The organism is Pseudomonas sp. R11-23-07 (assembly GCF_003852295.1).
Lineage (GTDB): Bacteria > Pseudomonadota > Gammaproteobacteria > Pseudomonadales > Pseudomonadaceae > Aquipseudomonas.
In genome coordinates this window covers 337,800-360,232 of record NZ_CP027761.1, presented here as the reverse complement: position 1 = coordinate 360,232, position 22,433 = coordinate 337,800, and the positions used below count along the sequence as shown (strand labels likewise).

Here is a 22,433-nt window from a genome sequence, read left to right as displayed (position 1 = left end):
CCAAAAACAAATGTGGGAGGGGGCTTGCCCCCGATGCGATGTATCAGTGACAGATGTACTGACTGACCCACCGCAATCGGGAGCAAGCCCCCTCCCACATTTTTCAGAACCGCGCGCAGGCTTAATCAGCGGTTCCGCACCCGCTCAATCGCCGTGTCGTACACCGGATTGGCCTTCTGCTCCTTGGCCAACTGGTAGTGACGCAGCGCATCCGGAAACTGGCCCGCCGCTTCGTAGATTCGCGCAATGTTGTAGTAGGCACCCGCGCGTACGGTTGCCGCATTGGCCCCCGTCGCCAGGGCGATAGCCTTGCGGTTGGCCCAGATCGACTCGGCGGTGTTGCCAGCCTTCTGATACGCCAGACCGAGGTTGCCATAGGCTTTACCGAAGCCGTTATCCAGATCAATGGCCTGGCGGAACAGGTCAATCGCCTGGTCCAGATTACCCGCCTGGTAGGCTGCTTCACCCTGCACATTCAGACGCTTCGCATCAGTCTGTGCGGAAGAGCTGACGGCTACTGCGGTAACGGCAACGCTGTCGTCCAGCAATGGTTTGACTTCGTTGAGTACATTGGCGGCATTCACGGTCACGCCGCTGAAGGTGTTGATGTCCTGGAAATCGCCACTGCCGGTCATGCGGAACACGGTCCACAGGTTACCGCTGCGGTTTTTCGGCACGTAGTAGGTGCGCACCAGCGATTGGCCCATGTACACGAATACTTTGGCTTCACTGTTGGACAACTGACGCGAGCCTGGATTGCCGCCGTTGCTGTAGTCATGCACAGCGTAAACGTAGCTTTCACCGTAGTGTTTTTTCTGCAGGGTGATGGTCTCCGGGCCGTAGCTGTCGGTGTCATCCACGTCCAGCTCGGCGTCGGTGCCGGTCTTGTTCTCGAAGTAGATATTGTTGCCGGGGAAGATCATATGGGAGTCGAGATCGTCCGGCGTCTGGCCCCAGCTCAGCACCACGCGCAAGCCATCGAGGTTTTCCATCACAGGGCTGATAGCGTAGGTCATGCCCTTGCACGGGCATTTCACCACCAGGTTGGAATAGCCCGGTTTTTTGATGATCAATAGGTTGCTGGCGTCGTCAGCCGCCTCGCTGGTCAGCGTCACCTGCCCTTGAGCGTTGGTGCGGCCCACCACGTTCTGCGCACCGTTGCGTTGCAGCAGCACCTCGGCGTCGGCGATTTTCTGGTCCTTGACCACCGCACTCAGCACCTCGATCGGCAACTGCTCGGCCTGGATCGAGAAAGCCACCGCAAACAATGACATCGCCGAAGCGACACGAAGCAAACCCATGCTAATTCCCTTTAAGTAGTGGGCGGAATTGCCCTACAAGATTTTGCGGTGAAACATACGCTGAATTCAGATTTTTGGCGGGTTTTTTGTATAGAGTGTGACGTGGTTTTTATCCTGCCTGCCCCCTGATGCATTGCGCTACAATCAAAGCCTTGCTAACTAGGAGTACGCTGCAATGAGCGAACTGACGTTTGAGCAAAAACAGGATCACTATCATAAGATCCGCCGTTCCAATTACCTGGCCAGCCTGCGCCTGGAAGGGTTCGACACCCAACCGACCGACGTCGACAAGCCGCTGCCGACACGCGAAGCCGTCCTTGCCAAGTACCGCAACACCCCACGCTAATGCTCGACAAGTACGGGGTGGGCCAGGACCCGTACTGCTACCCCGGTAGCAGTGTCCTGCGCAACCGACTCGACTTGCTCGACGAGCTCCGCTTGCACCAAGCCGAGCGTGAACTATCCGAAATCGCCGTAGGCAACCTCCCACTCTTTCCGCCGCCCTACGACCTCGAACGCCTGCAACATATCCACCGCATCCTGTTCGGCGACATCTACGACTGGGCCGGTGAGCTACGCAGCGTCAACCTCCAGAAAGGCGACACGCTGTTCTGCACTCCGGAACGTATCCCGCCAGAAGCCGCGAAAATCATCCGGCAGATGGAGCAGGCAAACTGGTTTGTCGGCGCGAACCAACCCGAGTTGGCGAGTAAAGTCGCCGAGGCTTATGGCGATCTCAACGTTATCCACCCTTTCCGCGAAGGCAATGGCCGGGCGCAGCGAATTTTGTTTGAACAGATCATCGTGAACGCGGGATTTTCGGTGAACTGGTGGCTGGTCAAACATGCGGCGTGGATACCGGCAAATATTGACGCGGTGGCGTGTGACTATCGGGGGTTGGAGGCGATTTTTGAGCGGTGTATCAGTAAACCTGCCAGCACCTGATAAAACTACGAACGATTAAACCATCCGTTTATTGCCCAAGAACACACTCACTTCTAAGGTTCGTTCCGTCGCTGCTAAATCAGCGGCCGGGTTTGGTCACCCGAAAAACAGCACACATAAGTGCCATTACTTGCTCTACAGACGTCTATCGTCTCGTAACGCAATGCTATGGCGGCTGTGTGTAGGACGCCTTCGGGTGTGCCGGATTGCTGTTTCCGGTTGACCAACCTGCGCACAGTCCGCCTCCCACCGCTTGGTCACGGTGATGTCGGTTACCTAACAGCAAACTGAGTAACTTCAAATGCAAATACCTGAAACGATGATCCGCTATCGTCAGTTACGCACCAATTTCACTGATACCCATCCGCTTCTCATCGACACCCAAGCCAAAGCCGAAGACATCCAGTCCGCCGCCCACCAACGCATCCGCGCTGCCACCGACTTACTGGAAACCTTCTCCTGCCTGACCTTCGAACACGCCGACCTCAAAGACATCTCCCACATCACCAACGCCTTGTACCTGCTCGTCCAGGACGGATGTGATTTGCTGGAAGCGGCGCAACACGTGCAGCTACAGCCGGCGGCCGACAGTCCAACACAAACTGGCCAGCCACACAGCTAACCCTGTGGGAGCTGGCTTGCCTGCGATAGCGGAGCATCAGGCGACATTTCCACACCTGACCCAACGTCAACGCGGGCAAGTCCGACTCCCACATTTGACCAGTTTCACCTATGGCGTCGCTGCCAAGCTACAAATGCCGGAAACCGCTGTAAGAAACCTCCAAACACCGTGACATCCCCTTCCCAAACTGCTCCAAACACCCGCCTAACCTCTACAGAAGTTACCCGTAGCTGAATGAAAATAGCCCGGTCTCAACTTTCTCGGCGGACACCCGTGAACATCGAAAGGACTCAATACATCGGCCATTATGGCGTCACCTTCACGGTGCTTCGCCTTATAGCCTTACCAGCCAACCGGCACGCACTAGCAAACCTCTGCCTACTGGAAGCAGGCACATCCGCAAATGAGCTGCGCCAGCGGCTCGTATATTTATACGACAAAATGCTCGCCCGTGATTTGCCTTGCAAAATCACCATTGCCATCTCGAAGCCAATTACCCGGCAACATGCCGACTTGCTCAACATTCGCGGGGAAATCGTCGCAGGATTAATCAGCGGCGCGGTATCAGCGCCAATAAGCCTGGCATCGCCAGCAGTAGGACTCGCCGCAGGAGCGGCCGTAGGTTTGACTATCAAAGGCCTCATTCGTAGCTATTACGCCGGTGACGTCGTTATAGGGATCGACGCTCAGGTCAACGGAGGCATCGGCCCTCAGCGATCCCTCTCGTCAATGGTCCGACAGTTTCAGGGTGGCTAATACGATAACCATGTACATCCAATGGATAAATCTGATCCTACTCTTGGCACTTGCCGCTTTAGCCGACAAAACAATCAAGCGGCCCGTATTCAGAAAGGGTTTTGGGCTCATACTCGTGGTGAGCGGTCCGACAATCTTATTCTGCGTCACCTCTTGGATAAGGGAGACACAAATAGAGAGCCTGCCGGTCATCGCTTTTGTAACAGGCGTCATTTTGTTAAAAAGCCAAAACAAGTATCGCCACCAACGCAACCGTCCCCCTCACCCACTCCTGCGTGTCCCTACCATGAACCTCGCCCCCAACTTCCCCAAAGACCCCGTCATGCAGCAACTCCTGCAACTGCTGCACGAAGAAATCGGCCTGCCGAAACACAAGACCATCCATCTGCAAACCTCACTCAATTTCGACCTGGGCTGTGACGGCAGCGAGGCCAAGCAACTGATGGAAGCACTGGAGCAGGAGTTCGCCCTCGACTTGGGCGACTACGACACTTATCGTTACTTCAACCCACCGGTGTTTGACGTGTTTCTCAAGCGCCGGGCCAAGGGGCATAGCGACAAAGTCCCGCTGACCATTGGTATGCTCTACCTGGCGATCAAGACCCACAGCTGGGACACGCAAACGCTGGAAAACCTGAGCTGAACTGAGAGCGCTGAGGTTCAAATGTGGGAGGGGCTTGCCCCCGATAGCAGTGTGTCAGCCAGCAAATTTTTGACTGTTAAACCGCAATCGGGGGCAAGCCCTAATGCCAGTCAGTTAAGAAGTAGAAAGGGTAAAAAGTAACCTGCGGCGAGGGAGCTTGCTCCCGCTGGACTGCGCAGCAGTCCCATCTTTGGGGCCGCTTCGCGGCCCAGCGGGAGCAAGCTCCCTCGCCACAGGTACAGTGTTCGTCCTTAACTGACTGGCATTAGGGCAAGCCCCCTCCCACATTAGCTTTGCGCAAATCTGCCGAGCGATACATAACAAGGACCTTACATGGACGTAACGATGGGCCTGCTGGCCGCCCTGCTCTGGGGCGGCACGGACTTTCTGGTGGGCCTCAACGCCCGGGCCGTTGGTGTTAAACGCGCGGTGTATTTCGGCCAAGCCCTCGGTTTTTTGATCATGACCCTGCTGCTGGTCAGTTTTCCTGCCTTCTTTTTCAAATCCCTCAATGCGCCCTTGAGCGTCTGGCTCCTGGGTATCGCGGCCGCGCTGCTCACCGTGTCCGGCGCCCTCGCACTGTCCAAGGCCTTCGCCCTGGGCAAAGCCGCCATCGTTGCGCCACTCGTGACCTCATACGGCGTAGTCACCACCTTGCTGTCCTGGGCCAGCGGCGAGCAGATCAGCCTGATCCAACTCGGCTGTATCGGCCTGTGCGTCATCGGCGTGATCCTTTCCAGCCTCCATAAGGACAACGGCGTACCTCACAACAAACCGCGCCTGTCCATCGCCTACGCCATGCTCGCCGCGCTGCTGTACGGCACCAGTTTCTGGCTGCAAGGCCGCTATACGCTGCCAGCGCTGGGACCCATCACCATGCTGTGGCTGGGTTACCTGGTTGGGGGGTGCGTAATGGTGATGATGGTGCTGAAGATCAAGGACGGCTTGAAAATCCCGCCGCTGAAAAACTGCGCGACATTGACCGGAGCGAGCGTGATGAACCTCGGTGGCTTCTCGGCGTTTTCGTGGGGGGCGATGGCAGGGTCGGTTTCGGTGGTGACGGTGATCAGTACGCTGTCAGGTGGGATTGCAGCGATCCTGGGGTTTGTGTTTTTCAAGGAGCGGCTGACGGCGGTGCAGGTGCTGGGGGTTGTGCTGGTACTGCTCGGAGCAGTGGTTTTGCACATCGCCGACTGATCTTTCGCGCACAAAAAAGCCGCCCACAAGAGGCGGCTTTTTCACAACAAACGAGTCTTACAACTTAGGCCCTGCAGCCTTGATCGCATCGAGAACTTCAAACTTCTTGAAGTTCTCGATGAACAACCCAGCCAACGCCTTCGCCGCTTCATCGTAGGCAGCCTTGTCGGTCCAGGTGTTACGTGGGTTCAACAGGCCGGTCTCGACGCCCGGTACGGCCAATGGCACGTCGGGGTTGATGGTGGTTTCGGCACCGATCAACGCGCCGCTTTGGATCGCTGCGATCACGCCACGCGTGGTCGGGATGTTGAGCGCCTACACAATCAATTTTCACTAAGCCAATAGCGTTTATAGAGTATCCAAAGCGACGTCACTCGCATCACTTAATGCTAGCAAAATGATGCCATTCCAGTTTAGTCTCTGAAATAGATCCGATCGCCAGCGCAGCGAATAAAACGGTAAAACTCAAGGATGGGGTCTGAGAAAATGGAAGTTCGATATTGAATTCAAACAAATATGAGGGTATCCGTACTCAAGGCCCATAAGCGGTTGATAAACACGCGCCGACAAAATTTTCAAAAAATAAAAATTACTCAGCTAGAAATCATTCAAAAGAGGTTCCTATGGCAATTCTTGATAGAAACAGCGTTATTAGTACTTGCTTTTTCCATGTAGACATTCTGAACAAAACAAAAGAGCAAATCGCTGGAGATCTTAAAAACCAAGATCTCGAAGTTTATCTCGAAACGCTCTTAGTAGAAATCAACAATAAAGAGCAAAAACGAATTTTTGATTTTAGCGAGCCGGAAAGTGCCTTCAAACTCTCAATAAGAACAGTATCGGAAAGCGCAGACTTAAGTGTCAACTTTGCTGGTGAGCATTTAGCTCAGAAGTTGCTAGACCAAGAAATAAAAACCAATGAGCAATATAAGCATCTCGGAAAAAATGACGGCGCGCACGTGAAAACTGGCAGCTTTCTACAATTTATCTACAAAGAAAATGGTAATTTGCGTTATCTTGGCGTAAAAGTCGACCATTTAGTAATTTTAGATGATATAGACTTCAAGAAAAGAAAGGGGCTCAGCCTAACGGAGAAAGTATACAAAGCATTCAAGGTTGACTTCGATGATAAAAAGTCCCCTACATGCATCAACATCTATGACTCAAAATCCGGCCTGACTAAATATTGGTGGGCAGAGTTTCTTGAGTTGAGGGAAAGAAATACAGATACTTTCAACACAACTACGGCATGCACGGAAACGATAACTAAGCTCGCCACGCTAAAGAAAGAGTTCCCTCAAGACTACACAATACTTAGAAACGCGACGGTTGCAGCCTTCAAGCAGGAAGGCTCAATGGACTACTTTAAATTTGTTGACGCAACAATATCTAATTATAAGTCAGACAACAACGAATTCGAAGAAGCAAAACAAAAACTTATTATAAAGCTTAAAGACCTACCAAAAAACAAAGGCTTCGATACTGTTTTTGAATTAGTGCCCTCAGCCGTACCTTTCCGAAATACAAATTACAAACTCACCACCGAGATTTCTCTTTCAATCCGAGAAGGAATCAGTAATTTATCCGAAAAAGTCTGGTCCGAGATCACGTCCGATGGACGAGAGCTCGTGGTCATTGAATCAAAACTTGCCAAACAATTCAAAAGAAAAGAACGAGAACTGTAGATGTTGAATTTCTCCGATCTCAAGAATAAATCCAAAACATTCGAAGCCCAAGATGTACTTTCTAGATACACGCTTGACGCCAGCTTTGAGCTACATTCTTGGCTAGACATTAAAAACCTAGTATCTCAGCTAGAGAAAATATCAGTTAGGGATAATTTTGAATTTACAATTGAATTGGATGGATCGGATAAAACAATAACTTCTTGCACACCAAGTGAACTAAATAAACTAGAGATTCACTACAACGAGTACAACGGAGACAACACAACCTTAACATTAGAACTAAAAATCAATAAAAATTTCATCGAACAAACCTATTCGATTTACAACTTAAAACTTTTTGCAGACTTCCTTTCGTCCCAAAGCATACTAAAATCTATAGAGCTCCTCAGCAGGAATATGAGAGAGCAACTTATATTCGAAGTTTTTGAAGAAATAAATAACTTTGGAAGCAAGACAATAAAATTCATAAGGCATGGCGAAAACATAAGCAAAATTGAAGCACAAATGCAGCAAAAACGTAATAAAAAAATAGCATCCTTCAAAGAAGGAACCACATTAATAGGATTGCCCTACAATTTTACGGCGGCCGATTTCGACTTCTCAATGCAAGAAAATACATCATCTAAACTAATAAAATTTTTCCAAAATTCAAAACTTATTTATGCTCTTGCATATTTATCTAACAGTACAGAAGTTAATACGCGCGGAGAAATTCAATTTAAATTCAATGGCTACCGCTCTTTTAGTACAGTAGCTCAGCAACCGGAGGGCCTTAAAGAAAACAATAAAATTGTATTTAAGATTTACTCGTGGGTCTTCTCAGACGGTCCCTCCACTGACAAACTAGGGTTGGTGCGAAATATCTTCACCCTTAACAGTCAAGACGGAAAACTCAACTTAACAATTAATACCTGGCATACAATCCAATCAAATTATGAAATATACTTAAAGGAAAATGTAACTCAATATCTTGAATTAAAAGGAAAACTTTTAGAATTTATATCTGAGTTCAATAAGCGGGCCTTAGACTCGACCGACGGCTTTATAAGCTCGTTTCAAAATAGCACAGTTGCCTTTATCTCATTTATAGTCTCAGTCGTAGTAATTAACGGACTAAAAGATGCGGGTTCTGAGAAAATATTTTCCAAAGAGTACTTTTTAATTTCTATTTTTATCTGTGTGGCGTCTACTTTCTGGTTATATTTTTCCAGAAAAGATACACAAGACAGGATCGTTTATATAACGAAACAGACGAAAAATTCAATTCTGTCGAATTACAAAAACATTTTAAGTGAGGAAGAATTAAATTCAAGCATTGATCCTGTAATCTTTAGTGTAGATATTCACACAGGAGAAAGAATCAGAAAATACACAGTGCTATGGGTGTTGACCATTGTGTCATTTTTTCTGGTATTTTCAATTGGAGTTGGTATCTCAAAATCTGACATTGAAAAGTCCAGCCCTAAAAATGATTTAGTTACTCCGCCACCGGCTAAAGACCAAAGCAAAAAAACTATTCTGCCTAAAACCAATCTTCTATCTACATAAAAAACCGCCCCTGGAGGCGGTTTAGTAATTTACGATTAATTACTTACAACTTAGGCCCAGCAGCCTTAATCGCATCGCTCACTTCAAACTTCTTGAAGTTCTCGATGAACAACCCGGCCAACGCCTTCGCCGCTTCATCGTAGGCAGCCTTGTCAGCCCAGGTGTTACGTGGGTTCAGCAGGCCGGTCTCGACGCCCGGTACGGCCAATGGCACGTCGAGGTTGATGGTGTCGAGGTGTTCGGTTTCGGCACCGATCAACGCGCCGCTCTGGATTGCTGCGATCACGCCGCGCGTGGTCGGGATGTTGAAGCGTTTGCCGACGCCGTAGCCGCCGCCGGTCCAGCCGGTGTTGACCAGGTAGACCTTGGAGCCGAAGCCGCGGATGCGCTTGATCAGCAGCTCAGCGTATTCACCGGCCGGGCGCGGGAAGAACGGTGCGCCGAAGCAAGTGGAGAAAGTCGACTTGATGCCGCTGCCCGAACCCATTTCGGTCGAGCCCACCAGTGCGGTGTAGCCGGACAGGAAGTGGTAGGCCGCTTGTTCTTCGCTGAGGATCGACACGGGCGGCAGCACGCCGGTGAGGTCGCAGGTCAGGAAAATCACCGCGTTGGGCTCGCCGCCCAGGTTCTTCTCGGAACGCTTGGCAACGTGTTCCAGCGGGTAGGCGGCGCGGCTGTTCTGGGTCAGGCTGACATCGGCGTAGTCGGCATGTCCGGCTTCGTCGATGACGACGTTTTCCAGCACGGCGCCGTGCTTGATGGCCTTCCAGATAACCGGCTCGTTCTGCTCGGACAGGTCGATGCACTTGGCATAGCAACCGCCTTCGATGTTGAACACCACGCCTTCGCCCCAACCGTGTTCGTCGTCACCGATCAGGTAACGGCTTTCGTCGGCGGACAGGGTAGTCTTGCCGGTGCCGGACAGGCCGAAGAACAGGGTCACATCGCCTGCTTCACCGATGTTGGCGGCGCAGTGCATCGGCAGCACGTCGGCGGCCGGCAGCAGGAAGTTTTGCACCGAGAACATGGCTTTTTTCATTTCACCGGCGTAACGCATGCCGGCGATCAGCACTTTTTTCTGGGCGAAGTTGAGGATCACGCAACCGTCGGAGTTGGTGCCGTCACGCTCTGGCACGCACTCGAAGTTGGCGACGTTGAGCACTTGCCACTCTTCACGACCGGCCGGGTTGTACTGCGCCGGGTTGATGAACAGGCAGCGACCGAACAGGTTCTGCCAGGCTGTCTGGGTGGTCATTTTCACGGCCAGGTAGTGGTCTTCGGCAGCCCCTACGTGAACGTGGGAAACGAAATGCTCTTGCGCATTGTTGAAGGCCTCGACGCGAGCCCATAGGGCATCGAACTTGTCGGCCGGGAACTTGCGGTTGATCGGGCCCCAGGCGATTGCGGCCTGGGTGGTCGGTTCTTCAACGATGAAACGATCGACCGGCGAACGACCGGTGCGGTGACCGGTTTCTACGACCAGCGCGCCAGTATCGGCAAGCACGCCTTCACCGCGCTTCAGGGCTTCTTTGACCAGATCGTCAACACTCAGATCGGTGTATACGGCGTTATTGGCTTGCGTCATGAGGTTCCCCGTCGGCCTATGGCCGAGTGCTCCAAACGTTTTGTAGTAGAAAGTTGCGCACTACTACCGCGAAAAAAGTGGGCCGGATTATGCCAGAAAAGCCCAAAAAGAGTAGGGCCCTCCCGTCAGAACGCCTCTAATCCGGCATTTGACAGGTGATTTACCTGTGCTTAAACGTTTTAGTGGCGGGTGTCGGAAGGGGTGTCGATGCCTGCGCCGGCGAATAATTGGGCGACATCGGCAGCATCGAACAGATAACGCTCGTTGCAGAACTGGCAGTCGATCTCGATATGGCCACCGTGCTCCACCACCAGATTCTGCGCATCTTCCAGGCCCAGGCTGACCAAGGCATTGGCCGAGCGCTCGCGGGAGCAGCTGCAATTGAAGCGCAGGGACTGTTCGTCGAACAGGCGCACGGCCTCTTCGTGGTAAAGGCGGTGCAGGATGGTTTCGTTGTCCAGGCCCAGCAGCTCTTCGGCCTTCAACGTGTCGGCTAGGGCGATGATATGCCGCCAGCTTTCAGCGCGATCATCCTCATCCTTGATCCGGTCAGCCGGCAATTGCTGCAACAACAGGCCGCGAGCGCGCTTGCCGTCGGCGTTGAGCCAGAACTTGGTGCCGACTTGCTGAGACATTACGAAATAGTTGGTAAAGCAGTCCGCCAAGGTCTCGCCGTCGAGGTCCACGATGCCCTGGTAGCGCTGGCCCTCGGTGGGGTCAACGGTGATCGCCAGCACGCCATCGGCCATCAGCTCGGAAAAGGTGGCATCCGGTGTAATCCGGTCGACGTCATAACGGGCCAGGCCACGAATCTCGCGCTCGCTGGAACACTCGATCATCAGCATCGGGATCGGACCTTCGGAACGCGCCTGCAGGATCAGCAAGCCATCGAATTTCATCGTGCCCACCAGCAGCGAAGCCGCTGCCATCAACTCACCGAGCAACTGCGCGACCGGCTCCGGATACGCGTGTTTGGCAAGGACTTCGGCATAGCTGAGCTCCAACGAAACCAATTCGCCGCGGGCGTCGTTCTCGTCAAAGATAAAGCGTTGGGTGAAGTCGGTATCCGGTAGATCAGTCATAGGTCTGGGTATCTGAAGTGATGACAAAATGATTACAACGTTTATAAAATTAAACGCTTTAGCACCATATTGGTGCGGATTCTCCTGAAAACAAGGAGCTTAATAGGACGATGAGGGACAGTTTATGAACAATCCGGGTTTGTTCCAAGCGAACTGGAACCTCCGGCGATGGGCTCTTTGCAATCTACTCGCTATCGCGCTGCTGTGTTTTTGGCTGTGGCCCACGGGGCAGATGCTGTGTGTGGTTTTCGACGAGTGGCTGTTTCATCTGCTCAATGGTCCGCTGGCGAGCAACTCCACTTGGTTGCATGTGTGGGCCGTGGCGAGCCTGCGGCCATTTGATGCGGTCGTCGGGGTAATTCTGTTGGCGCTGCTGATACGCGGCGATTGGGTGTTCAAGGCCGTGCAGGTGCGCCAAGCGTTCTTTGGCTTCCTCAGCATTCTTTTGTTGTTGCTGTTTATCCGCATGCTGTTTTCCAAACTCGCGGCGCAGATGGGATGGCAGCACAGCAGCCCGTCGATGGTGATCGGCGGCGCAGTGCAGATGAGTGATTTTTTCCCTGGGCTGGAGAAAACCTGGGAACTGAAAGACCGATCGAGCCAGAGCTTTCCCGGCGATCATGCTTCGGTGTTGTTGATCTGGGCGATGTTCATGACCGTGTTCGCAAAACGCAGCGGCCAGGTGCTGGCGATCTGGGGCCTGGCGCTGCTGTTCATGATGCCGCGGCTGGTAGCAGGCGCGCACTGGGGCCAGGACGATTACATCGGCGGGGTTTTGCTGGCGCTGTTGGCATTGGGTTGGGGTTACTACACGCCGTTTGCAGCGAAGGTGTCGGGGTTCCTGTTGCGGATGACAGCGCCGGTTTTCGGGTTGCTTGGCAAATTGCCGGTGATCGGGCGATTGAGTGTGATACGCGCAGCCCGTTAACACCGCCGGCCAAATGTGGGAGGGGGCTTGCTCCCGATAGCAGTGGATCAGTCAGCTTATAGGTAGCTGACTTACCGCAATCGGGAGCAAGCCCCCTCCCACATTTTGATCTCCTTTGGGTTGGAGATTGGTGTAATCAATCATCATTGCCACTGCCGCGAAACTTGAACAAGTCACGGCGTTGCTTTTTGCTCGGCTTGCCATCGGTGGTCAAACCCGAAGCTCCCGCCTTGCGCATGGCCGCAGCGTTCTCGCGCTTGGCAATGCTGGCTTCGGTCTCCACATACAGCGTCTGCGCTTCTGGCGCACCCCGGCGCACGGCGGAAAGCGCCTGAACCACGACAGTCTTTTCATCGAACCCTGTACGAATCTGAAACTCGTCACCGATACGCGGCTCCTTCCCCGGCTTGCAGCGCTCGCCGCGATGGTGCACCTTGCCGCTCTCGATAGCGGCCTTGGCCAGGGCACGGGTTTTGTAGAAACGCGCGGCCCACAGCCACTTGTCCAGGCGGACCTTTTCTTCCTCTTCCTGTTTTTGAGCCACTTGAATTCCTCGCTCTGAAAAATGTCGCAACCTTACCGTTGAAACGCTTCGACGCATTAACCCTGAGGCTCACCTAAGATACGCCAGGTAGCACTCTGTTTTCGCGAGGACACGCTGTGACCGATTTTCCCGTTTCACTCACCTCGCCCAACCAGCGGTGCGTGGGTTGCCAGCAAAGCGAGCCTCTGGGGTTCGATTTTGCTTTCGCCTACCAGCCTATCGTAGACCTGCGCGACCATTCGATATTTGCCAATGAAGCCTTGGTGCGCGGCATCCAGGGTGAGGGCGCGTTATCGGTGCTGGCGCATATCAACGAAACCAATCGCTACCGCTTTGACCAGCGCTGCCGCACCCAGGCAATTGCCGGCGCTGCCGCCCTGGGCATGCAGACTCACCTTTCCATCAATTTCATGCCCAATGCCGTATACCGTCCGGAACTGTGTATCCGCAGCACCCTGGAGGCCGCCCGCGCGCACAATTTTCCGCTGGACCGCCTGATTTTCGAGACACTGGAAAGCGAGCATGTAGATAACAATCGCCATTTGACGAATATTCTGCGTGAATACCGCGAATTCGGCTTCAAGACCGCCATCGATGATTTCGGCGCGGGCTATTCGGGGCTGAATCTGCTGGCCGATTTCCAGCCGGACCTGATCAAACTCGACATGGCGCTGATTCGCGATGTCGACCAAGACCGTGTCCGTCAGGTGATCGTCCGGGGGATTGTCACAATCTGTGAGCAGTTGGGGGTTACTGTCATCGCCGAAGGCATCGAAAGTGCCGGCGAGCGGGACTTCCTCTCCGACTGTGGAATATTTCTAATGCAGGGCTACTGGTTCGCCAAGCCCGCATTCAATGCCCTGGCCAAGGTTTCGCCTGACGCCTGGGCACATTGACCGGTACCCATATTGAAGACATTTGACCATTTGACCGTTGTGGGTCTGCGAGAGTGGGTGGCGCTTCCCGACCTGGGAGTGGCTGGCCTGCGCGCCAAGATCGACACCGGCGCCAGTACCTCGAGCCTGCACGCCACTGAAATCGAGCCGTTCGAGCGTGATGGCGAGAAATGGGTGCGTTTTACCGCCCACCTGGGCAGCGTGGTGCAACTGCGTCACCGCCGCTGCGAAGCGCCCCTGGTAACGATGAAAACCATCAAGAGCTCCAACGGCCATGCGCAGGTGCGCTACGTGATCAGCACCACCCTGGCGTTGGGCGATCGGGTGTGGCGGGTGGAATTCACCCTGGCTTGCCGCAAAGCCATGCGTTATCGCCTGTTGCTGGGCTCCAAGGCGCTGATTGACGGCCAGTTGGTGGTCAGCCCGGGCGTCAAGTACGTTCAAGACAAGCCGGTGTTCCCGGTCTCTACTATTTCAGCCCCAGGTGCTGCATGAAGATTGCTGTGCTGTCGCGAAATCCGCGTCTGTATTCCACCCGCCGCTTGGTCGAGGCCGGCACTGAACGCGGCCATGAAATGGTGGTGATCGACACGTTGCGCGCCTATATGAACATTGCCAGCCACAAGCCGCAGATCCATTACCGTGGCAAGCCGCTGGAAGGCTTTGACGCGGTGATCCCGCGCATCGGCGCCTCGGTGACGTTCTATGGCTGCGCGGTGCTGCGCCAGTTTGAAATGATGGGGGTCTTCCCGCTGAATGAATCCGTGGCCATCGCGCGCTCGCGGGACAAGTTGCGCTCGCTGCAGCTGCTGTCGCGCCGGGGGATCGGTCTGCCGGTCACCGGCTTTGCCCACTCCCCGGATGACATCCCCGACCTGATCGAAATGGTCAATGGCGCGCCGCTCGTGATCAAGGTGCTGGAAGGCACCCAGGGCATCGGCGTGGTGCTGTGCGAAACCGCAACGGCGGCGGAATCGGTGATCGAGGCGTTCATGGGCCTCAAGCAGAACATCATGGTGCAGGAGTACATCAAGGAAGCGGGCGGTGCGGACATCCGCTGCTTCGTGGTGGGCGACAAGGTGATTGCCGCCATGAAGCGCCAGGCCAAGCCGGGTGAGTTCCGCTCCAACCTGCACCGTGGCGGCAGCGCGAGCCTGATCAAGATCACCCCGGAGGAGCGCATGACTGCGCTGCGTGCGGCCAAGGTCATGGGGTTGGCCGTGGCGGGCGTGGATATCCTGCGCTCCAATCATGGCCCGTTGGTCATGGAGGTGAACTCATCGCCGGGCCTGGAAGGGATCGAGACCACCACGGGCAAAAATGTGGCGGGGATCATCATTGAGCATCTGGAAAAAAATGGCGGGCCGAACATGACCCGGACCAAGGGAAAGGGCTGAAAAGCTCTGCTCCTGACACAACATCAGCTCAAATGTGGGAGGGGGCTTGCTCCCGATAGCGGTGGGTCAGTTACATCTGCATTGACTGACATTCTGCTATCGGGAGCAAGTCCCCTCCCACATTTGATTCATGTTGTCTGTTAGACCGCATCCCGGGGCAACATCAACCCAAGCGGCAGGCGCACCCGTGCCTCCAGCCCGCCTTCTTCGCGGTTGCGCAATTCGACATTGCCGCCATGCATCGACGCAATCCGCCGCACAATCGCCAAGCCCAAGCCGGTACCTTTACCGCCACGAGCGCGGTCGCCACGGGTGAACGGGTTGAAGATAGCCTCCAGTTCCGCCGGGTCGATACCGGTGCCGCGGTCCATCACGCTCAGCACCACATAGGGCGCAGCGCTGTCGCCAGACACGTACGCCGCCACTTCCACATCCGAACCGGCGTGATGCAAGGCATTGCCGATCAGGTTGTTCAGCAGGCGCTTCATCGACACCCTGCGCAACGCAAACGGCTGAATCGGTTCCAGGCGCAGGCGCACCTGCTCACCGCTCTGGTTGTAGGGTGCGACCACTTCACGTACCAGATCGGTCAGGTCAACCTCCTCCACTACCTCGTCGCGCCCATCACGGATGAATGCCAGGAACTGGTCCAGAATCGCATCCATGTCCTCGATGTCGCGCACCATGTCATCGGTGAGGTCGGTATGGTTGCCCATCAACTCCAGAGACAAGCGCAGTCGCGTCAACGGCGTGCGCAGGTCATGGGACACGCCCGCCAGCATCAGCTCGCGCTCGCGCCCGGCCTGCTCGACATCCTCCGCCATCTGGTTGAACGCGCCGTACACCTCGGTCATCTCACTGGGCGTATCGCTGACTGGCAGCCGCACGCTGCGCCCCTGGCCCAATTGGCGGGCCGCGAACACCAGGCGTTTGAGCGGTTGATTGAGCTGGCGCACGAAAATCCACGCGGACGCGGTTGAAAGCAAGCCAATGGCGAGGAACCAGCCCAATACGTTCCAGATTTTCTGCCCGCGCAACGGGTGCGGATACAGCGGTACCTTGATCCAGGCATCTCCCAGGCTGGGCGCCCTCACCCACAGCGCAGGCGACACATGCATGCGCAGCCGCACCTCGGTGTCGTCGCCCAGCTCCGCCTGCATCTGGCGCTGGTAGATCTCACTGTAGGGCCAATGCTGTTCGCCCTCAGGCACGCCGGCCCCATCAACCCGGATCAGGGTTGAGGCCTTGGCTACCTTTTCACGGTTCTCGGGATCTACAGCCCAGTAGGCGCGCAACGTCAAGGCGACGCCGTGGCTGTACTGTCGATCCACCAGCACGTCCTCGTTCATCAAGAGATAAACCAGTGTGAGTGCCTTCGAAAACAGAACGACGATCAGCACCAGCCAAAGGGTGCGGGAGAAGAAACTTTGCGGGAACCACAGCGGGGTTTTCATAGGAGACAGCTAGACACCTTGCAGGAACGAGCGGCGCTCGCAGAATTGCAGACGCCGGACACCCCGTCGATCCTCATGGAATCAAACGCCGGATGCCCGCCCCTGCAAATCATCGGTCACTTGGTTGCGGTGCCATCCGGCACAAACACATAACCCACACCCCACACCGTCTGGATATACCGCGGCTTGGAAGGGTCCGGCTCGATCATCCGGCGCAGTCGGGAGATCTGCACGTCGATGGACCGCTCCAGGGCGTCCCATTCTCGGCCACGGGCCAGGTTCATCAGCTTGTCGCGGGTCAGCGGCTGGCGAGCGTTCATCACCAGGGCCTTGAGCACCGCGAATTCGCCGGTAGTGAGCATGTGCACTTCGTCGCCACGCTTAAGCTCGCGGGTCGCCAGGGACAACTCGTAGTCGCCAAAGGTCACGCTTTCGTCTTCGCTGCCCGGCGCACCCGGTACCGACGGGGCCTGGCGGCGCAATACGGCCTTGACCCGCGCCATCAGCTCGTCCGGGTTGAACGGCTTGGCCAGGTAGTCATCAGCGCCCAGTTCAAGACCCTTGATGCGGCTCAGCTCATCACCCTTGGCAGTGAGCATGATGATCGGGATCTGGTTGTTCGCACCGCGCAGACGCTTGCAGGCGGTCAGGCCGTCTTCGCCGGGCAGCATCAGGTCGAGCACGACCAAATTGAACACTTCGCGCCCCAACAGGCGGTCCATCTGCTCGGTGTTCGGCACCGCGCGCGCCCGGTAGCCTTTGGAGTTGAAAAAACGCTCCAGCAGGCTGCTCAGCCCCGGATCGTCGTCAACGATGAGAATTTTTTCGCCTTCAGCAGTTTGTGCAGTGCTGCTCATTAGATGCTCCTCTTATCTCGGCGCGCATTATGGCCTAGCTGCCGTTATACGCACCGTGTGCATTGTTAGCAGATTTTTCCTCTACTGCCAGCCAAGCCGCGCTCTACGACCACTGGCGCAGTAGCCCCCAAGGGCAGAACGCTGGTTATAATGCGGCGCCTTCGTGCAGGGCAACGTCAGATCGTTACCGTTTACTGCCAGGCTTTTTTTACCCGCTTGTCGTGTTTTTTCGATTTCGAGGGTCAACAGACTGCCTCTTGACCCAGGCAGCGGCGCCAGTCGGGCCGCTCAACCAGCCTCGCAAAGCCTTGTTTTCCGGGCCTGCGAGCTGCTTTTCAGAATTTCAGGTGGTTTTATGGACAGCATCAACAGCCGCATCGCCGAGGAACTCGGTGTACGCCCACAACAGGTCGAAGCGGCCGTCGCGCTACTGGATGAAGGCTCCACGGTGCCTTTCATCGCCCGTTACCGAAAAGAAGTGACCGGCAGCCTTGACGACATCCAGCTGCGGCACCTGGAAGAACGCCTGCGTTACCTGCGAGAACTCGACGAGCGGCGTATCAGCATCCTTGCCAGCATCGAGGAACAGGGCAAGTTGACCCCGCAATTGGAACGCGACATCAAGCTCGCCGACACCAAGACCCGCCTCGAAGACCTTTACCTGCCGTATAAACAGAAACGTCGCACAAAGGGCCAGATCGCCTTGGAAGCGGGCCTGGGCGACCTGGCCGACGGCCTGTTCAACGACCCGTCGCTGACCCCGGAAACCGAAGCCGCGCGCTTTGTCGACGCGCAGAAAGGCGTCGCCGATATCAAGGCTGCCCTGGAAGGCGCCAAGTACATCCTGATGGAGCGCTTCGCGGAAAACGCCAGCCTGCTGGAAAAACTGCGTACCTACCTGAAACAGGAAGCCATCCTCAGCGCCCGCGTCATCGCCGGCAAAGAGGAAGAAGGCGCCAAGTTCCGCGATTACTTCGAACACGACGAGCCCCTCAAGAGCATGCCGTCCCACCGCGCCCTGGCGATTTTCCGTGGACGTAACGAGGGCATTCTCAGCTCCGCGCTGAAAGTCGGCGACGAGCTGCCGGGCACCATGCACCCGTGCGAGGGCATGATCGGTCAACAATTCGGCATTCAGAATCAGAATCGTCCTGCGGACAAGTGGCTCAGTGAGGTCGTGCGCTGGACCTGGAAGGTCAAGCTCTATACCCACCTGGAAACCGACCTGCTCGGCGAGCTGCGCGACGGCGCCGAAACCGAGGCGATCAACGTATTCGCCCACAACCTGCATGACCTGCTGCTGGCCGCTCCGGCGGGCCCACGCGCCACCCTGGGCCTGGACCCGGGCCTGCGCACCGGCTGCAAGGTCGCGGTGGTCGACGCCACCGGCAAGCTGCTCGACCACGCCACCGTCTACCCGCACGTACCGCACAACAAGTGGGACCAGACCCTCGCCATCCTGGCCGCCCTGTGCGCCAAGCACGCCGTGGACCTGATCGCCATCGGCAACGGCACCGCCAGCCGCGAAACCGATAAGTTGGCCGCCGAACTGATCAAAAAATACCCGGCCATGAAGATGACCAAGGTCATGGTCTCCGAGGCAGGCGCTTCGGTGTACTCGGCCTCGGAACTGGCGTCCAAGGAATTCCCGGACCTCGATGTGTCGATCCGCGGCGCCGTGTCGATTGCCCGTCGCCTGCAGGACCCGTTGGCCGAGCTGGTGAAGATCGACCCTAAATCCATCGGTGTCGGCCAATACCAACATGACGTGTCGCAGCTCAAGCTGGCGCGTGGCCTGGATGCGGTAGTGGAAGACTGCGTAAACGCCGTGGGTGTGGACGTGAACACCGCTTCCGTGGCGCTGCTCGCCCGTATTTCTGGCCTCAACGCTACCCTGGCGCAGAATATCGTCACCCACCGCGACGAGAATGGCGCCTTCAAAACCCGCGCCGCGCTGAAAAAAGTCGCGCGCCTGGGTGAGAAAACCTTCGAGCAAGCCGCCGGTTTCCTACGCGTAATGAACGGCGATAACCCGCTGGATGCCTCTGCGGTCCACCCGGAAGCCTATCCGCTGGTGCAGCGAATCGCCGCCGAAACCGACCGTGACATCCGCTCGCTGATCGGCGACGCCGCGTTCCTCAAGCGTCTGGACCCGAAGAAGTACACCGACGAAACCTTCGGCGTGCCGACCATCACCGACATCCTGCAAGAGCTGGAAAAACCCGGCCGCGACCCCCGCCCCGAATTCAAGACCGCCGAGTTCCAGGACGGTGTCGAAGACCTCAAGGACCTGCAACTGGGCATGATCCTCGAAGGTGTGGTGACCAACGTGACCAACTTTGGCGCGTTCGTGGATATCGGCGTGCATCAGGACGGTTTGGTGCATATCTCCGCGCTTTCAGAGAAGTTCATCAAGGATCCCCGCGAAGCGGTGAAAGCCGGTGATGTGGTCAAGGTCAAGGTGATGGAAGTCGACATCCCACGTAAACGCGTTGGTCTGTCGATGCGCATGAGCGACACCCCCGGCGAGAAAATCGACGGCGCCCGTGGTGCTCGTCCTGGCTCGGCCCCGCGCTCGTCGCAGAACACCGCGCCGCGCAAGGAACCCGCGACAGCCGCACCGAGCAACAACGCCATGGCCTCGCTGTTCGCCAACGCCAAGCAGTTGAAGAAGCGCTGATGAATATCCCGGCCGGTTTGACCCAGAGCGCGTTCAGCGAACTGATCGGCTGCCGCCTGCAGCGCCTGGATGAGGGCGTTGCCGAGGTGGCCCTGAGCCTGGCGCCGCATTTGCGCAATCGCGGCGGCAAGCTGCATGGTGGCGCGATTTTCAGCCTGGTGGACATCACCATGGGCCTGGCTTGCTCCAGCGCCCATGGGTTCGACCAGCAGAGCGCGACCATCGAGTGCAAAATCAACTATATCCGCGCCGTGGAAGACGGTGACGTACTGTGCACCAGCCGGGTGATCCACGCCGGCAGGCGCACATTAGTAGTCGAAGCCGACGTGTACCAGGGCGACAGACTTGTCGCAAAAGCACAGGGCACGTTCGCTGTCCTATAGCTCCCCGCCCATGATTTGAGTTAATTTCGGCGCTGTGACAACAGCGTCGGAATTTTCTCGCTGCGCTGTAGCCCAATTCATGGAGTGAAGTCGGCATATTCAGAGCGGGTCAAATCGACTCAGAACCAGGCGATCACGCCAGTTTCAACTTCACCCTTGTAGACCGTCTTGCCCACCCCCATATTGGGGCGACTGACGCGTGAAGGAATCCAACTTGAGCGAACTTCTCAACCGCCGCCTGGCTCTGCTCGGCAAGCGCGAACACCTCTCCCTGCTAGAGCACTGCCTGCATGGCATCGAGCGTGAATGCCTGCGCGTCACCAGCGAGGGCCGCCTGGCCCAGACGCCGCATCCGGAAGCCCTGGGCGCCGCGTTGACTCACGAACAGATCACGACCGACTACTCGGAATCGCTGCTGGAGTTCATCACCCCCGCGCTGCCCAACCCGGCCGATACCCTGAGCAGCCTGGACAAGATCCACCGCTTTGCCTACACCAAGCTGGGCAGCGAGTACCTGTGGAGCCCCTCGATGCCGTGCCCGTTGCCGGCCGAGGAAGATATTCCGATTGCCTACTACGGCACCTCCAATATCGGGCAGCTCAAGTACGTTTATCGCAAGGGCCTGGCCCTGCGCTACGGCAAGACCATGCAGTGCATTGCCGGTATCCACTACAACTTCTCGCTGCCGGAACAGCTGTGGCCGCTGCTCAAGGAAGCCGAAGGGTTTGTCGGCACTGACCGCGACTATCAGTCCACCGCCTATATCGCGCTGATCCGTAACTTCCGGCGCTACAGCTGGCTGTTGATGTACCTGTTCGGTGCGTCGCCGGCCCTGGACGCCGGCTTCCTGCGCGGTCGCTCGCACCAGCTTGAAGTGCTCGACGCCGACACCCTGTACCTGCCGTACGCCACCAGCCTGCGCATGAGCGACCTGGGTTACCAGAGCAACGCCCAGGCCGGTCTGACGCCGTGCTACAACGACCTGGTCAGCTACACCGACAGCCTGCGCGAAGCGGTGGCAACGCCCTACGCGCCCTATGTCGAAGTCGGCACGCACAAGGACGGTGAGTGGGTGCAGCTCAACACCAACATCCTGCAGATCGAAAACGAGTACTACTCCAACATCCGCCCCAAGCGCGTGACCTATACCGGCGAGCGGCCGATCCAGGCGCTGATGGCGCGAGGCATTCAGTACATCGAAGTGCGCTGCCTGGACATCAACCCCTTCCTGCCGATGGGCATCGATCTTCCAGAGTCGCGCTTTCTCGACGCGTTCCTGCTGTATTGCGCGCTGAATGACAGCCCACTGTTCGCCAATAATGAATGCGGGAACGCCACCTCCAACTTCCTCAGCGTGGTCAAGGAAGGTCGCCGTCCGGGCCTGCAATTGCAGCGTGAGGGCCAAGCGGTGGATATGAAAGAGTGGGCCACCGAGCTGCTGGAGCACATCGCCCCCCTGGCCGCCCTGCTCGATGAAAGCCACGGCATCACTGAGCACAGCCAGGCACTGGACGCGCAGTTGGCGAAGGTCAATGACCCGTCACTGACGCCGTCGGCTCAGGTGCTGGCAGCGATGGCCGAGCGCAAGGAAAGCTTTGCGCAGTTCTCCCTGCATCAGAGCGAGGTGCATGCTGAGTATTTCCGCAAGGAGCCGCTTCCGGCTGAGGAACAGGCGCGCTTTGAGGAACTGGCGCGGACGTCGCTGGCCCAGCAGGCGGAGCTCGAGCAGAACGAGGTGGGCGATTTCGATGTGTTTGTCGGGTCGTACCAGGCGAGTATTCTGGCGATCAGTAACTAAGGTCCAGCTCGGTCCATTGTGGGAGGGGGCTTGCTCCCGATAGCAGCGTGTCAGTCGCTCCATCAGTGACTGATCCACCGCTATCGGGAGCAAGCCCCCTCCCACATTTGTCTCTCATATGCTCAAAGA

At 56.3% G+C, this 22,433-nt stretch carries 21 protein-coding genes and 1 pseudogene; 15 read left to right on the top strand and 7 right to left on the bottom strand.

The window, feature by feature from the left end; translation table 11 throughout:
* Positions 1–125 precede the first annotated feature (125 nt).
* Complete coding sequence (locus tag C4J84_RS01480) at positions 126–1,301, bottom strand: tetratricopeptide repeat protein (RefSeq protein ID WP_124434810.1); 1,176 nt, start codon at positions 1,299–1,301, stop codon at positions 126–128.
* A 175-nt stretch (positions 1,302–1,476) separates the two neighbouring features.
* On the opposite strand from C4J84_RS01480, the gene C4J84_RS01475 reads away from it, so the two are divergent.
* The 6 genes from C4J84_RS01475 (at position 1,477) to C4J84_RS01450 (ending at position 5,464) form a co-directional block, all read left to right on the top strand.
* Positions 1,477–1,647, top strand: coding sequence for a YhfG family protein (locus tag C4J84_RS01475; RefSeq protein WP_124402736.1), 171 nt, complete (start codon positions 1,477–1,479; stop codon positions 1,645–1,647).
* Positions 1,647–2,246: a putative adenosine monophosphate-protein transferase Fic gene (locus tag C4J84_RS01470; RefSeq protein WP_124402735.1), complete on the top strand. Its 600-nt coding sequence runs from the start codon at positions 1,647–1,649 to the stop codon at positions 2,244–2,246. The genes C4J84_RS01475 and C4J84_RS01470 overlap by 1 nt, the downstream gene beginning before the upstream one ends.
* A 301-nt stretch (positions 2,247–2,547) precedes the next feature.
* The gene (locus tag C4J84_RS01465; RefSeq protein WP_164485224.1) at positions 2,548–2,868 is read left to right on the top strand and encodes a hypothetical protein; all 321 of its coding nucleotides are present in this window, start codon (positions 2,548–2,550) and stop codon (positions 2,866–2,868) included.
* A gap of 273 nt (positions 2,869–3,141) precedes the next feature.
* Positions 3,142–3,624: a hypothetical protein gene (locus C4J84_RS01460; RefSeq protein WP_124428395.1), complete on the top strand. Its 483-nt coding sequence runs from the start codon at positions 3,142–3,144 to the stop codon at positions 3,622–3,624.
* A gap of 322 nt (positions 3,625–3,946) precedes the next feature.
* Positions 3,947–4,267 carry a DUF1493 family protein gene (locus C4J84_RS01455; protein ID WP_256681376.1) on the top strand — a complete coding sequence of 107 codons (321 nt, stop codon included), beginning with the start codon at positions 3,947–3,949 and terminating at the stop codon, positions 4,265–4,267.
* Between the two features lie 333 nt (positions 4,268–4,600).
* Positions 4,601–5,464 carry a DMT family transporter gene (locus C4J84_RS01450; RefSeq protein WP_256681375.1) on the top strand — a complete coding sequence of 288 codons (864 nt, stop codon included), beginning with the start codon at positions 4,601–4,603 and terminating at the stop codon, positions 5,462–5,464.
* Between the two features lie 57 nt (positions 5,465–5,521).
* Here C4J84_RS01450 and C4J84_RS01445 read toward each other — a convergent pair.
* Positions 5,522–5,773: pseudogene (locus C4J84_RS01445) on the bottom strand (phosphoenolpyruvate carboxykinase (ATP)); the annotation flags it as partial.
* A gap of 314 nt (positions 5,774–6,087) precedes the next feature.
* Here C4J84_RS01445 and C4J84_RS01440 point away from each other — a divergent pair.
* Positions 6,088–7,149 (top strand): hypothetical protein, encoded by a 1,062-nt coding sequence (locus tag C4J84_RS01440; protein WP_124434809.1) that lies wholly within the window; start codon positions 6,088–6,090, stop codon positions 7,147–7,149.
* A complete protein-coding gene (locus C4J84_RS01435; RefSeq protein WP_124365433.1) occupies positions 7,150–8,700 on the top strand; it encodes a hypothetical protein in 1,551 nt (516 codons plus the stop codon). It abuts the gene before it with no gap.
* A 43-nt stretch (positions 8,701–8,743) separates the two neighbouring features.
* Here C4J84_RS01435 and C4J84_RS01430 read toward each other — a convergent pair whose 3' ends face one another.
* Positions 8,744–10,285: a phosphoenolpyruvate carboxykinase gene (locus C4J84_RS01430; RefSeq protein ID WP_124434808.1), complete on the bottom strand. Its 1,542-nt coding sequence runs from the start codon at positions 10,283–10,285 to the stop codon at positions 8,744–8,746.
* A gap of 179 nt (positions 10,286–10,464) precedes the next feature.
* Complete coding sequence (gene hslO, locus C4J84_RS01425; RefSeq protein ID WP_124434807.1) at positions 10,465–11,367, bottom strand: Hsp33 family molecular chaperone HslO; 903 nt, start codon at positions 11,365–11,367, stop codon at positions 10,465–10,467.
* A gap of 124 nt (positions 11,368–11,491) precedes the next feature.
* On the opposite strand from hslO, the gene C4J84_RS01420 reads away from it, so the two are divergent.
* A complete protein-coding gene (locus C4J84_RS01420; protein ID WP_124434806.1) occupies positions 11,492–12,295 on the top strand; it encodes a phosphatase PAP2 family protein in 804 nt (267 codons plus the stop codon).
* A 136-nt stretch (positions 12,296–12,431) separates the two neighbouring features.
* On the opposite strand, the gene C4J84_RS01415 is transcribed toward C4J84_RS01420, so the two are convergent.
* Complete coding sequence (locus C4J84_RS01415; RefSeq protein WP_124434805.1) at positions 12,432–12,839, bottom strand: RNA-binding S4 domain-containing protein; 408 nt, start codon at positions 12,837–12,839, stop codon at positions 12,432–12,434.
* A 116-nt stretch (positions 12,840–12,955) separates the two neighbouring features.
* Between C4J84_RS01415 and C4J84_RS01410 the strand changes: the two genes are divergently transcribed.
* From C4J84_RS01410 to rimK, 3 genes are read left to right on the top strand one after another with little or no spacing between them, the layout of a single operon-like run.
* Positions 12,956–13,735, top strand: a complete 780-nt coding sequence (locus tag C4J84_RS01410) for an EAL domain-containing protein (protein WP_124434804.1) — start codon at positions 12,956–12,958, stop codon at positions 13,733–13,735.
* 45 nt (positions 13,736–13,780) lie between these two features.
* A complete protein-coding gene (locus tag C4J84_RS01405; RefSeq protein WP_372238202.1) occupies positions 13,781–14,230 on the top strand; it encodes an ATP-dependent zinc protease in 450 nt (149 codons plus the stop codon).
* Positions 14,227–15,132 carry a 30S ribosomal protein S6--L-glutamate ligase gene (gene rimK / locus C4J84_RS01400; RefSeq protein WP_057725432.1) on the top strand — a complete coding sequence of 302 codons (906 nt, stop codon included), beginning with the start codon at positions 14,227–14,229 and terminating at the stop codon, positions 15,130–15,132. Before C4J84_RS01405 ends, rimK begins: the two co-directional genes overlap by 4 nt.
* A gap of 140 nt (positions 15,133–15,272) precedes the next feature.
* Here rimK and C4J84_RS01395 read toward each other — a convergent pair whose 3' ends face one another.
* Both C4J84_RS01395 and ompR read right to left on the bottom strand, forming a co-directional pair.
* Positions 15,273–16,586 carry an ATP-binding protein gene (locus C4J84_RS01395; RefSeq protein ID WP_124360795.1) on the bottom strand — a complete coding sequence of 438 codons (1,314 nt, stop codon included), beginning with the start codon at positions 16,584–16,586 and terminating at the stop codon, positions 15,273–15,275.
* 116 nt (positions 16,587–16,702) lie between these two features.
* A complete protein-coding gene (gene ompR / locus C4J84_RS01390; RefSeq protein WP_003236035.1) occupies positions 16,703–17,443 on the bottom strand; it encodes a two-component system response regulator OmpR in 741 nt (246 codons plus the stop codon).
* Between the two features lie 355 nt (positions 17,444–17,798).
* Here ompR and C4J84_RS01385 point away from each other — a divergent pair, with 355 nt between their 5' ends.
* From C4J84_RS01385 to gshA, 3 genes are all read left to right on the top strand, one after another.
* Positions 17,799–20,123 carry a Tex family protein gene (locus C4J84_RS01385; protein ID WP_124434803.1) on the top strand — a complete coding sequence of 775 codons (2,325 nt, stop codon included), beginning with the start codon at positions 17,799–17,801 and terminating at the stop codon, positions 20,121–20,123.
* A complete protein-coding gene (locus C4J84_RS01380; RefSeq protein ID WP_124434802.1) occupies positions 20,123–20,506 on the top strand; it encodes a PaaI family thioesterase in 384 nt (127 codons plus the stop codon). The genes C4J84_RS01385 and C4J84_RS01380 overlap by 1 nt, the downstream gene beginning before the upstream one ends.
* Before the next feature lie 214 nt (positions 20,507–20,720).
* On the top strand, positions 20,721–22,304 hold the full coding sequence (gshA, locus tag C4J84_RS01375; RefSeq protein ID WP_124428388.1) for a glutamate--cysteine ligase: 1,584 nt from the start codon (positions 20,721–20,723) through the stop codon (positions 22,302–22,304).
* The last annotated feature ends 129 nt before the right edge of the window (positions 22,305–22,433 follow it).